Here is an 11802-nt window from a genome sequence, read left to right on the forward strand (position 1 = left end):
GCCGGCCCGCGTTCTCATTCCGCCCCGCCCACGAACTTGTGGGCCTCGTTGACCGCCCGCTCTACGGCGTTGAGGATGTTCTGATAGCCGGTGCAGCGGCACAGGTGGCCGGAGATGAGCCTGCGCAGCTCGTCCCGGGTGTACTGCCGGCCGCTGCCCACGATCTCCACCGCGCTCATGATGATGCCGGGGGTGCAGAAGCCGCACTGGACGGCGGCTTCCTCCACAAACGCCCTCTGGATGGGGGAGAGCTCCCCGCTTTCCGTCTGCAGGCCCTCCACGGTGAGGATGCGCTTCCCCTGGGCCCAGACGCCCAAATAGATGCAGGAGTCGATGGCCACTCCGTCCACCAGGACGGTGCAGGCTCCGCACTCCCCCACTTCGCAGCCTTTTTTCACGCTGGTCAGGCCCAACCGCTCCCGCAGCACGTCGGCCAGGGATTCCCGGGGATCGATCCCCACCTCCACCGCCCTTCCGTTGACGGTACATTGGAGCGCTTCGATCATATCTGTGCCCCTCCCTTCCGGGCCGCCTCCCGCAGGGCGCGGCCCGACAGCTCCTCCACCAGCTGCAGGCGGAACTCTTTGGACGCCCGCCAGCTGGAGCGCGGATGCACATCCTCCAGCGCCGCCCGGCCGATCCGGCCGACGGCCTCCCCGATGGGCAGGCCCCGCACGGCCGCCTCCGCGCCGCAGGCGCGCATGGGCACCGGGCCCGCCACGCCGAAGGCCAGGCGGGCCTCCTCAACGGTCCTTTTGTCCGCGCTGAGCTTCACCAGGCAGCTGACCCCCAGTGTGGCGATGTCCATGGCGCTGCGCATGGCGTATTTGATGTAGTGTCCGGTATAGCCCTCGCAGTTGGCGCGTGGGATGACGATCTTCACCAGCAGCTCCTCGTGGGCAAGGTCCACCTTGCCCACCCCCTTATACCACTGGGCGATGGGCACTTCCCGCTCGCCCCGGGGGGAGCGTACCCGCAGCACCGCGCCCAGCGCCATGAGGGTGGAGGCGGAGTCCGCCGAGGTAATGCCGTTGCAGACGTTGCCGCCGATGGTGCCCGCCGCCCGGAGCTGGGGCCCGCCCGCCTGGTCCACCGCCTCCCCCAGCACGGGGATGCAGCGGCGGATGACGGGGTCAAAGGCCACGCCCCGGAACGTGGTCAGAGGCCCGATCTCAATGTCCCCGCCGCTCGCCTGCGTCACGCCGGAGAGCTCCTCCCCCAGCCCGTGGATGGACACCAGGGAGCAGCCCGCCAGCTTCCCCTCCCGTACCTTGATGAGCACATCGGTGCCGCCGGCGATGACCAGGGCGGACGGGTCGGCCTGAAGGGCACGGATGGCGTCGGCCACCGACCGGGCCTGATAGATGGATGCGATATCATACATCAGAGCAGTCCCTCCTTTCGGAATGCGTCCACCAGCCGCTGGGGCGTGAGCGGCAGGGTGTTCACCGCCACCCCGGTGGCGTGGAGCAGGGCGTTGCGGATGGCGGGAGCCACGGGGATGGCCGGCGGCTCGCCCAGGGATTTGTTGCCGAAGGGCCCGGAGGGGTCCTCCGTCTCGACAAACAGGGCGTGCAGCTCCGGGTGGTCCAGCGCGGTGGGCAGTTTATAGTCCAACAGGTTGCCGTTGAGCAGCCGCCCGGTCTTCTCGTCCAGCTTCATCTCCTCGCTCAGGGCGTACCCCAGCCCCATGCTCATGCCGCCGTGGACCTGGGCCTCGGCCAGCTTGGGGTTGATGAGCGTTCCGGAATCGTGGACGTTGACGATGCGCAGCACCCGGATCTTCCCCACGGGGATATCCACCTCGATCTCCGCGAAGCAGCAGCCGAAGGAAAAGGTGTTGTCCTTGACGTGGCTGGTGCACTCGGCGGTGATGTGCACGGAGTGCTCCAGCGAATAAAAGGCCTCCAGCGCCAGATCGGCCAGTGAGAGCAGGCTCTCCCCGCTCCGGGCGTCCACGATGTCCCGGCCGCGGACGTCCAGCTCCCCCGCCTCGGGCAAAAGCTCCCGGGCATAGCGCAGCAGCTTTTCCCGGAAGCGCTCCCCCGTCCGGCGGATGGCGTGGCCGGTCACGTAGGTCTGCCGGGAGGCGTAGGCCCCCGTGTCGAAGGGGGCGATGTCGGTATCCTGGGTGGAGACGATGTGTACGTCCTCGGTGGGGATCCCGATGGCCTGGGCGCACATCTGGGAAAAGACGGTGTCGCCCCCCTGGCCGATCTCGGTGGCCCCCAGCTGAAGCTGGACCGTGCCGTCCTGGTTGAGAACGATCCGGGCGGAGGAGGTCTCCAGCGAAATGGGGTGCACGCCGGTCTTGTAGGAGAAGACGGCCATCCCCACCCCCCGGCGCACCGGCCCGGTCTGGTTTTGATACCTGGCCCGCAGCCCGTCCCAATCCAAGAACCTGCGCCCTTTTTCCATGCATTCCCGCGCTCCGGTGGAGTGACAGGTAATGCCGTTGAGGGGGTCCACATAGCCGGGGGGCATCAGGTTTTGATAGCGGAATTCATAGGGGTCCAGCCCCATTTCCCGGGCAATGTCCTCCATCATGCACTCCAGGGCAAAATTGCACTGAGGGATGCCGTAGCCCCGCATGGCGCCGGGGGCGGGGCGGTTGGTGTAGACGGTGTACGCCTCGCTGCGGTGGGCCAGCTGGTCCAGGTAGGTCTGGCGGAAGCCGGTGACGGCGTTGGCCGCGATGGCGTGCCCGTGGGAGGCGTAGCCCCCCTGGTCGGATACGGCCACGCACGAGCGGGCCATGAGATAGCCGTCCCCGTCCACCGCGGCGCGCACGTCAAAGGAAATGGGATGGCGGGAGCGGGTGTTCCGGAAGGTCTCCTCCCGGCTGGCCTCCAGCTTGACGCAGCGGCCGCCCGCTTCCACACACAGCCAGGCGTTCAGGGGCTCGTAGAGCACTTCCTGTTTGTTGCCGAAGCCGCCGCCGATGTAAGGCTTGACGACCCGCACCCGGCCCCAGGGGATCCCCAGCGCCTGCCCCACCACCCGGCGCACGATGTGGGGGATCTGAGTGGAGGTGACCACCACGATGCGCCCGCCCTCCCGATAGGCGTAGGAGGTGGGATTCTCAATGTGGCAGTGCTGGACCTGCTGGGTCTCGTAGTGCCCGGAAAACCGGTGGTAGGCGGGGCAGTCCAGCACGTCCCCGGCGCAGCGGAAGTCCGAGGGCGGCAGGGGGATCTCGGACACGGTGTGCTTCAGGATATTGTCCGGATGCTCTTCGTGGATGGGCGGTACGCCGGGCGCCATGGCGGCCTGGGGCGTGAGGACGGGGGGATATTCCTCATACTCTACCCGGATCCGTTCCAGCGCCCGCCGGGCGGTGATCTCATCCACCGCCACCACGGCGGCGATATCGTCTCCATAGATGCGCACCCGCCGGTTGAGCAGTTTCCGGTCGGCCACGTCCTGGTGGGCCGGCTCCACGCTCCAGGGGTGGCCGGGGGTGGGATACTGGATCTCCGGCACGTCGAAGCAGGTGAGCACCTTCACCACCCCGGGCAGCGCTTCGGCCGCCGCGGTGTCCATGCTTTTGACCCATCCGTTGGCGATGGTGCTGTGGAGGACCTTGGCCACCAGCGCATTGCGGGGGCAGAGGTCGTCGGTATATTGGGCGCGGCCGGTCACCTTGTCCACGGCGTCCACCCGCTGGATACTTCTGCCGACTTCCATAAAACGCACCTCCTTATTTGCCCTAAGTATACCGCAGGATGACCAAAAAAGGAAGGGAAAGACGCAAAAAGCTAAAAATTTGTCAGAGGCACCAAAAAGCTTTTTGTTTTCCCTTGATTTATTCCCGCCATGTGCTATCATAAACGGAGAAGTCCCAATTGAAGGAGGCGCCAGCATGATCGACTTGACCATCCACCAAGCGTGCCTGGACCGCAACATCCAAAAGGCCCGGGAGAACGGGGTGATCATCCCCACCTTTGAAAACATGAAGCATCCCGAGACCGTGCCCGGCAAAGTGAAGGACCGGCTGAAGCACGTGGGTCTGTGGGACGTGGACCCGCTGAACCTGTTCCGCATCACGTGGAAAAACGAGCCCCTGGAGACCGGCGGGCTGTACCGCCCCGTCCCCAATTACATCGAGCTGCCCTCCGCCCTCACCGGCGTGAGCGCCCGCATCCTCTGCCTGGTGGGCAAGTGGTTCCCAACCGGCTGCCATAAGGTGGGCGCCTCCTTCGGCTGTCTGGCCCCCCGGCTGGTCACCGGACAGTTTGACGCCGCCTACCACCGGGCCGTGTGGCCCTCCACGGGCAACTACTGCCGGGGCGGCGCCTTCAACTCCAAGCTGCTGGGGGTCAAGTCCGTGGCCATCCTGCCCGCGGGCATGAGCCGGGAGCGCTTCCAGTGGCTGGAGCAGATCGCCGGCGAGGTCATCGCCACCCCCGGCTGCGAGAGCAACGTGAAGGAGATCTTCGACAAGACCCACGAGCTCTCCCAGCTGCCCGACTGCATGATCTTCAACCAGTTTGAGGAGATGGGCAACCACCTGTGGCATTATCAGGTCACGGGCAGCGCCGTGGCGGAGGTGTTCGAGGCCGTCAAGCGCCCCGGCGACCGCTTCGCGGGGGCCTGCTTCACCAGCGGCAGCGCGGGCACCATCGGCTGCGGGGATTACCTCAAGGAGGTCTACCCCACCCTGAAGCTGGCGGTGGGCGAGGCGCTGCAGTGTCCCACCATCCTGGAAAACGGCTTCGGCGACCACCGGATCGAGGGCATCGGCGACAAGCACATCCCCTGGATCCACAATGTGAAGAACACCGATCTGGTCATCGACATCGACGATGAGGACTCCCAGCGCCTGCTGCGGCTGTTCAACGACCCGGCGGGCCTGGATTACCTGCGCACCTGCGGCGTGGATGAGGCCACCCTGGCCCAGCTGTCCCTGCTGGGCATCTCCGGCATCGCCAACGTACTTTGCTGCGTCAAGCTGGCCAAATATTACGAGCTGACCGAGCACGACGTGGTGGCCACCGTGCTCACCGACTCCGCCGCCATGTACGGCTCCCGCATCCAGGAGCTGGCGGAGCAGTACGGTCCTTACGACGCAAAGGCCGCCGCGGTGGATCACAGCCTGCACCTGCTGGGCCTGCGCACCGACGCCATGGCGGAGCTGACCTACTACCAGCGCAAACGGGTCCATAACCTGAAGTATTACACCTGGGTGGAGCAGCAGGGCCGCACCATGGAGGAGCTCAACGACCTGTGGTACGGCACGGTATGGGACGACGTCCACCAGCAGGCCGCCGCCCTGGACGAGCTGATCCATTCCTTCAATGAGGCCACCGGCGTTCTGGGGCGGCTGTAGGGGCCTGCACCCCCCATTCTCCATTCCCAAAAGGAGGTTTCCCCATGAAATACGTGCTGGGCGCCCAATGCGTCAAATGCGGCCGGGAATACGACGCCGTGCCGGACCTCACCACCTGCTCCTGCGGCGGCATCCTGGATATCGTATACGACTACGCCGCCATCCGGCGGGACGTTTCCCCCAGGGACCTGGAGGACTGCCGGGACTACAGCATGTGGCGCTACCGGCCCTTCCTGCCGGTGGAGGCCGACTCCGCCCCCACGCCCCTGCGGGTGGGCTGGTCCCCGCTCTACCCGGCCCCCCGCCTGGCCCGGGCGCTGGGGCTCAAGGCCCTCTACCTCAAGGACGACGGGCAGAATCCCACCGCCAGTCTGAAGGACCGGGCCTCCGCCCTGGCGGTGGTCAAGGCCCGTGAGGCCGGGGCGGACACCATCGCCTGCTCCTCCACGGGCAACGCCGCCTCCTCCCTGGCAGGCAACGCGGCGGCGGCGGGGCTGTCCACCTATATCTTTGTCCCCAGCCGGGCGCCCAAGGGAAAGGTGGCGCAGCTGCGCATTTTCGGCTCCACCGTCATCAGCGTGGACGGCTCCTATGAGGACACCTTCGCGCTGTCCAAGGCCGCCATCGACCGCTGGGGCTGGTACAACCGCAACGCGGCCGTCAATCCCTACCTGTCCGAGGGCAAGAAGACCGTCACCCTGGAGATTCTGGAGCAGCTGGGCTGGCGGACGCCCGATTACATCGCCCTTTCCGTGGGGGACGGCTGCACCATCGCCGGAGCCTGGAAGGGCCTGAAGGATCTGTATGCGGCCGGGTTCATCGAGCGCCTGCCCCGGCTCATTTCCGTCCAGGCCCAGGGCTGCTGCCCCCTGAACCGCGCCATCCAGACCGGGACGCCCTGGACCCCCATGGCGGAAAACACCCTGGCCGATTCCATCGCCGTGGGGGTGCCCCGCAACCCGGACAAGGCCCTGAACGCCATCCGGGAATCGGACGGGATCGCCGTCAACGTCTCCGACGATGAGATCCTCGCCGCCATGCGCCTGCTGGGCCGCACCCAGGGCGTGTTCGGGGAACCCGCCGGGGTCACCGGTACCGCGGGCGTGAAAAAGGCCCTGGAGCTGGGCCTCATCTCCCCCGACTCCACCGTGGTGAGCATCGTCACCGGCAACGGCCTGAAGGACGTGCAAAACGGCATCCGCGCCGCGGGGGAGCCCATGCTGGTCCGGCCGGAGCTGGACGCGCTGCTGGACGCCTTCGCGTCCCATGGGATCGCCCCGTAAGAGAGAAAGGAAGCTGCTGCAATGAATGAACGCCCCGCCAAGATCGCCGTGATCTGTCACATGCTCTTTACGCTGGCCAGCCTGCTGTTGGCCATCTACTTCTTCCTTTTCGTCCCCGGCAAGGGGATCGTCCCCATGGTCGGCCTGCCCATCTGGATGGGCTACAGCGTCTACGCCACCATCAAGAGCGTGGCCGACATCATCGGCCGCCAGCGCCGGTTCACCAATTTCTCCAACATGATCGCCCGCTGGGAGGATACGCTGGAGGGCCGCGGCAAGGCCTTGGCCCTGCTGACCTTTATGACGGTGATCGTCGGCGCGGTAAAGATCGCCGTCCCCCTGCTGCTGATGGAGCTTTGATCCCCTTCGCCGACAAGCGCGGCCGCGCCGGCAGGCGCTTGACCGCGGCGTTTGATCCCGGTCCCGTATAAGGAGGTTTTTATGTCCATCCTGATCCAAAACGGCACTCTGCTGCTCCCGGAGGGGCCTGCCCGGGCCGACCTGCGGCTGGAAGGGGACAAGATCGCTCAGATCGGCCCCGGCCTCCCGGTGGAAGACAGCCGGGTGGTGGACGCCTCCGGCCGGCTGGTTTTCCCCGGCTTTATCGACACCCACACTCATTTCGAGATGAACAAGGGCACCGACCGGGAGACCGCCGACGATTGGGCCACCGGCACCCGGGCCGCCCTGGCCGGGGGGACCACCTGCGTGCTGGATTTTGCCGAGCCCAAGCGGGGGGCCGCCCTTTCCTCCGCCCTGGAGACCTGGCATAGCCGCGCGGACGGCCGGGCCTGGTGTCACTACGGGTTCCACATGACCCTCAAGGACTGGAACCCCGCCGTCCGCGCCGAGCTTTCCGCCATGACCGCCGCCGGGGTGACCTCCTATAAGGTCTATCTGGCCTACGACAACCTGCGCCTGCGGGACAGCGCGGCCTATGAGGCCGTGCGCGCCGTCGGCAGGGAGGGCGGCCTTGTGGGCTGCCACTGCGAGAACGGGGACCTGGTCGCCGAGGGCGTCGCCGCCATGCACGCCGCAGGCCGCCGCGGCCCCGAGGCCCATCCCCATTCCCGTCCTCCCCTGGTGGAGGCGGAGGCGGTGGGCCGCTGGCTGGCCATCGGGGAGATGGCGGGCTGTCCGGTGAATATCGTGCATCTCTCCACCCGCCGCGCTCTGGAGCTGGTCCGCGCCGCCCGGGCCCGGGGCCAGGCGTGCTATGTGGAGACCTGCCCGCAGTATCTGCTGCTGGACGAGGGGCGGTATGCCCTGCCCGGCTTTGAAAGCGCCAAATTCGTCCTCTCGCCGCCCCTGCGCGCGCCGGAGGATGTGCGCGCCCTGTGGGACGCCCTGGCCGCCGGCGAGATCGACACCGTGGGCACCGACCACTGCTCCTTTGATTTCTACGGTCCCAAGCAGCTGGGACGGGAGGATTTTGCCAAGATCCCCAACGGCATCCCCGGTGTGGAGCACCGCCCCGTGCTGCTTTATACGGCGGGCGTGGCCGCGGGGCGTATGAGCGCCCATCAGCTCATGCAGGTTTTGTCGGAGCGCCCCGCCAAGCTCTTCGGGATGTACCCGCGGAAAGGGGCTTTGGCGGTGGGCAGCGACGGCGATCTTGTAATATTGGACCCGAATGCTACCCAGCGTATTTCCGCCCGCACCCAGTACCAGAATGTGGACTACACCCCCTACGAGGGCATGCAGGCCAGCTGCCGCGTGGAGCACGTGTTCCTCTCGGGGGTGGAGGCTGTGCAGAACGGCAACGTCCTTTCCCCGCCCCGGGGCCGCTATGTCCGCCGGGGGCCTTCCCAATTCTGGCGATGAGGGTGGGCGCGGTGCTGCTGGCCTCCGGCGCGGGACGGCGCTTCGGCTCCAACAAGCTGCTGGTCGACTGGCATGGGGCGCCGCTGATATGCCGCGCCCTCTCGGCCGTCCCCCCCGCCCTGTTTTCCCGCGCGGCGGTCTGCTCGCCCTATCCCCGGGTCCTTGCGCTGGCGGAGGCGGCCGGGTTTCTTCCGCTGCGCAACGCCCACGCCCGGGAGGGGGTCTCGGCCTCGATCCGCCTGGGCCTGGGGGCCATGACGGATCTGGACGGGGTGCTGTTCGCCGTGTGCGATCAGCCCTATTTGACTACGGAAAGTATCAAACGTCTTCTTGATTCCTTTCTGGAATCAAAAGAGGCCGTCTGCGCCCTGTCCTGGCAGGGCAGGCGGGGCAATCCCGCGGTCTTTCCCTCCAGTCTGTTTCCGGAGCTTCTCGCCCTTTCCGGCGATACGGGCGGCGGCGCCGTCATCCGCCGTCACCCGGACCGCCTGCGCCTGGTCGAGGCCCGTTCCCCCCGGGAGCTGGTGGACGTGGACACGCCCACGGATCTCTGCGGGATTTAAAGCGCGCCGGGCGTTTGCCCGGCGCGCCTGCTTGTCGCAAAAGGCCCTTGGGCCTTTTGCGACAAAAGAGCCGCATGGCGGACGCGGCTCGATTCCTGCAGAAAAGTCGCCCCGTCCGCCATGAGAAGTGTCATTTTCAAGGCGCATGTCCTTGAAAATGACAGGTCCTGATTTTGTTCCGTCCTTTGCGAATGACGGAATTCTGCGAAGCTTTCCTGCTGTGAGGTTCTTCCACCGTCTGGCGCGCCGGGCGTTTGCCCGGCGCGCACGCTTTTTATACGCCGATCTGTGCGTTCTCTTCCAGAGCGGCCCGGAAGACGGCCTCCACGTCGGCCCGCTCCGCATGGCCCTCATGGACCTTTTCCCCGCCCACGTAGTAGCAGGGCACATAGTAGTAGTCGAAGGAGTCGGCATAATCCGCCTCCGCCCGCTCGTCCACGATGCGCAGGGGGACCTCCCGCCACTGGGGCCGTTCGGCCAGAAGCTCCTGCTGATAGGCCAGCGCCAGCTTACAGTGGGGACAGCCCTTCAGAATAAACAGCTGGATCTCTTTCATCTTCGCACCTCAAATTCCACGTCGATCTTGCCCCCGCACACCATCCCCAGCTCGGCGGCGGCGTGGGACAGATCATAGTGTTTCCGCAGCGGGCCTGCGCCATCCCTCCAAAGGGCCTGGGCGTCCAGCGTGACCTGATGCTCCACCGCGCCGCCGCCCACGGTGCCGACGCTTTGCCCGTCGGGCCGCACCAGCATCCAGGTCCCAACGCCCCTGGGCGCGGAGCCGCTCTTTTTCACGATGGTGCACAGCACCCCCGGCCCCTCCGGCGGCCGCACCGCGCCGGGACCCAGCCGGGCGCGGACCTGGATAAGCTCGGCCGCGATGGATACGGCGATCTCCGCCGGGGTCTGGGCCCCGATCTCCAGGCCGATGGGAGAATAGACCTGCTCCAGCACGCTGCGGGGCCAGCCCGCCTCCTCCAGCGCGGTCATCACTGCGGCCACCTTGATCCGGCTGCCGATCATGCCCACATAGGCCCGTTCATGCCGCAGCACCCATTCCAGGCAGGTACGGTCGAACACATGCCCCCGGGTAAGGATGACATAATAGTCCTGCGCCCCGCCGCCCAGCTGATCCAGCGCCTCCAGGAAGGGCATGCACAGCACCCGCGCCATGGGGAACCGGTCTGGATTGGCGAACTCCGGGCGGTCGTCGATCACCGCCAGCGCGAAGTCCAGCCGCTGGGCGATCTGGGCTACCTGCAGGGACACATGGCCGCCGCCGCACAGGATCAGCCGTTCCATGCTCCGCCCCTCCTTCCAAAGTACAAAAGTCCCTCCAGCACGCCGCCGCCGATGGCGCGCGCCTTGTCGGAGACGGTAAAGCAGTGGCGCGCCTGGCACCGGGGATCAATGTCTCCGGCCTTCATGCCCTCCTCCACCGTCAGTCCCGCCGGGAGCATGCCCCGGACGATGCCGGTCAGCTCCGCGCAGGCCACCGCGCCGCCCACCCGGGCCACGGGCGTCCCCTTCGTCACCGGCTGGCCGATCCGGGCCAGCGGCTCGAAAATCCCCCGCGCCGGGGCGCGGATGATGCGCTCCCGCGTATAGCCGCCGATCTCCCCGGGCACGCCGGTATTGGGGATGGCGCCGCCCTCGGTGAGCAGCCGCCCCAGATCGTGGCCCCGCATGGTCTCCACCACGCCGTGGCAGTCCGTCCCGGCCGCAAAACCCGGCCCCAGGGCCAGCACCACGGGAGCGTCGGTAATGCGGGTGCCGGTGTTGCGCTTGGCCAGGATGGCGTCCACCAGCGCGTCAAAGGGCAGCGCGTGCAGAATTTCCGCCGCCGGATCGGCCAGCACCGGGATCTCCCCCGCCGTCAGAACGCGTCCGGCCTCCTCCGCCCCGGCCGCACGGCGGGCGGTGACTCCCTCCACGGCGCAGGCCCCGTCATAGATGCACTGGCAGAACGCCACGCTCCTCCGCACGGCGGTAGGCTGCTCCAGATCGGTCATGATCACTGAAAAGCCCGCCCGGTACAGCCGCAGGGCCGTGCCGGTGGCCAGGTCTCCCGCGCCTTTGATCAGAACCAGCATGCCCCTCCACGCTCCTTCTCCGTATAGTGGGTCACGGCGGCGCGCACGCCCCGCTCCCCCAGCAGGCGGCAGATCTCCGCCCCCCAGGCCGCCCGCTGCGGCGTGTCCGCCTTGTTCAGCAGGCACCGAAACGCCATTCGCTCTCCCAAGCCCTTGCGCCCCCCCAGCGGGTGCGCCAGCAGCAGCGCCACGTCCTGCGCCGTCACCGGCGCTTCCATGGACTTGCCCAGCAGGGCGCACACCCGCTCCGGCCGGTGGCAGACCGCCCCGATGGGGGCGCCTACGCTGTCCAGACCCGCCACCGCCACCACTGCGTCGGCCGCCGGCGGGATCACCGGTTCGTGCTCCGCCGGCGCCTTCAGCGGCCGCAGCCGGGCGCCGTCCGCTTCCGCAATCACCACGCCGGCCACCGCGCGGCACACCGCCACGCTGCCCGCCTCAGAGAGCTTGTCCGGGCGCAGGAAGCGGCCCAGGGTGATCACGCCGTGCCGCGCCAGCAGGGCGCGCAGGCGCTCCGGGTCCGGGTCGTCGGTCAGCGGCAGGCGCGGGTGGGGCATGATATGCGTGGTGGTGGTGACGATCACGGTGCGTCCCGTATCCCGGGCCTGCCGGGCCAGGGCATACATGGTGGAGGATTTGCCCCCCGCCCCCACCAGGGCGACCGCACGGTGCTCCGCCATATCCAATCCCAAAAGGCCCCACGTGTCCAT

The 11802-nt window shown here is 67.5% G+C and carries 12 protein-coding genes; 5 read left to right on the plus strand and 7 right to left on the minus strand.

Annotated elements, in window-relative coordinates; translation table 11 throughout:
* Positions 1 to 14: 14 nt before the first annotated feature.
* The 3 genes from xdhC to xdhA are packed head-to-tail and all read right to left on the minus strand — an operon-like array spanning position 15 to position 3687.
* Entirely contained in the window at positions 15 to 506 is a 492-nt protein-coding gene (xdhC, locus tag H8S57_RS06965; protein ID WP_186907363.1) for a xanthine dehydrogenase subunit XdhC, read from the minus strand.
* Positions 503 to 1384 (minus strand): xanthine dehydrogenase subunit XdhB, encoded by an 882-nt coding sequence (gene xdhB / locus H8S57_RS06970; RefSeq protein WP_186907364.1) that lies wholly within the window; start codon positions 1382 to 1384, stop codon positions 503 to 505. The genes xdhC and xdhB overlap by 4 nt, the downstream gene beginning before the upstream one ends.
* A complete protein-coding gene (xdhA, locus tag H8S57_RS06975; protein WP_186907365.1) occupies positions 1384 to 3687 on the minus strand; it encodes a xanthine dehydrogenase subunit XdhA in 2304 nt (767 codons plus the stop codon). Before xdhA ends, xdhB begins: the two co-directional genes overlap by 1 nt.
* A gap of 175 nt (positions 3688 to 3862) precedes the next feature.
* Here xdhA and H8S57_RS06980 point away from each other — a divergent pair, with 175 nt between their 5' ends.
* The 5 genes from H8S57_RS06980 (at position 3863) to H8S57_RS07000 (ending at position 8999) form a co-directional block, all read left to right on the plus strand.
* Positions 3863 to 5329, plus strand: coding sequence for a pyridoxal-phosphate dependent enzyme (locus H8S57_RS06980; RefSeq protein ID WP_186907366.1), 1467 nt, complete (start codon positions 3863 to 3865; stop codon positions 5327 to 5329).
* Between the two features lie 44 nt (positions 5330 to 5373).
* Positions 5374 to 6612: a threonine synthase gene (locus H8S57_RS06985; protein ID WP_186907367.1), complete on the plus strand. Its 1239-nt coding sequence runs from the start codon at positions 5374 to 5376 to the stop codon at positions 6610 to 6612.
* A gap of 21 nt (positions 6613 to 6633) precedes the next feature.
* Entirely contained in the window at positions 6634 to 6972 is a 339-nt protein-coding gene (locus H8S57_RS06990; RefSeq protein ID WP_186907368.1) for a hypothetical protein, read from the plus strand.
* An 81-nt stretch (positions 6973 to 7053) separates the two neighbouring features.
* A complete protein-coding gene (hydA, locus tag H8S57_RS06995; RefSeq protein WP_186907369.1) occupies positions 7054 to 8436 on the plus strand; it encodes a dihydropyrimidinase in 1383 nt (460 codons plus the stop codon).
* Positions 8433 to 8999: a nucleotidyltransferase family protein gene (locus H8S57_RS07000; RefSeq protein ID WP_243204736.1), complete on the plus strand. Its 567-nt coding sequence runs from the start codon at positions 8433 to 8435 to the stop codon at positions 8997 to 8999. The genes hydA and H8S57_RS07000 overlap by 4 nt, the downstream gene beginning before the upstream one ends.
* Positions 9000 to 9273: 274 nt before the next feature.
* On the opposite strand, the gene H8S57_RS07005 is transcribed toward H8S57_RS07000, so the two are convergent.
* From H8S57_RS07005 to yqeC, 4 genes are read right to left on the minus strand one after another with little or no spacing between them, the layout of a single operon-like run.
* On the minus strand, positions 9274 to 9555 hold the full coding sequence (locus tag H8S57_RS07005; protein ID WP_186907370.1) for a thioredoxin: 282 nt from the start codon (positions 9553 to 9555) through the stop codon (positions 9274 to 9276).
* The gene (locus H8S57_RS07010) at positions 9552 to 10301 is read right to left on the minus strand and encodes an XdhC family protein (RefSeq protein WP_186907371.1); all 750 of its coding nucleotides are present in this window, start codon (positions 10299 to 10301) and stop codon (positions 9552 to 9554) included. The genes H8S57_RS07005 and H8S57_RS07010 overlap by 4 nt, the downstream gene beginning before the upstream one ends.
* Positions 10289 to 11092, minus strand: coding sequence for a selenium-dependent molybdenum cofactor biosynthesis protein YqeB (gene yqeB, locus H8S57_RS07015; RefSeq protein WP_186907372.1), 804 nt, complete (start codon positions 11090 to 11092; stop codon positions 10289 to 10291). The genes H8S57_RS07010 and yqeB overlap by 13 nt, the downstream gene beginning before the upstream one ends.
* Positions 11080 to 11802, minus strand: a complete 723-nt coding sequence (yqeC, locus tag H8S57_RS07020; RefSeq protein ID WP_186907373.1) for a selenium cofactor biosynthesis protein YqeC — start codon at positions 11800 to 11802, stop codon at positions 11080 to 11082. Before yqeC ends, yqeB begins: the two co-directional genes overlap by 13 nt.

The sequence above is a fragment of the Lawsonibacter hominis genome (genome assembly GCF_014287895.1).
Lineage (GTDB): Bacteria > Bacillota > Clostridia > Oscillospirales > Oscillospiraceae > Lawsonibacter_A > Lawsonibacter_A hominis.